This window comes from Aureimonas sp. D3 (genome assembly GCF_001463805.1).
In the GTDB taxonomy this organism is placed as follows: Bacteria; Pseudomonadota; Alphaproteobacteria; order Rhizobiales; family Rhizobiaceae; genus Aureimonas; species Aureimonas ureilytica_A.
In genome coordinates, this window is sequence record NZ_BBWM01000116.1 from 1 (window position 1) to 257 (window position 257).

The following is a 257-nucleotide window of genomic DNA, read 5'->3' on the forward strand; positions in this document are numbered from 1 at the left end:
CGACAAGCTGGTGCTGTCCGGCGTCGATCCCTCCGCCATCAGCTTCACCCGCAGCGGCGAGGCTGTCACGCTGGTGATCGCCGAGACCAGCTCGGGCGCCGGCGACGGCGGATCCATCAAGCTCGTCAACGGCATCGGCACCGCCAATGGTCGGGGCATCGAGCAGGTCGTCTTCGACGATGGAACGGTCTGGTCCCAGGCCGACATGCGCGCCATGGTCCTGACCGCCGCCGCCACAAGCGGCGACGACACCATCA

Annotated in this window: 1 protein-coding gene; it reads left to right on the forward strand. The window is 68.1% G+C overall.

Features of this window, described 5'->3' with window-relative positions; genetic code table 11:
• Window positions 1–257, forward strand: a 257-nt coding sequence (locus tag AUL36_RS23060; RefSeq protein ID WP_156418561.1) for a calcium-binding protein, incomplete at both ends; no start/stop codon positions are given.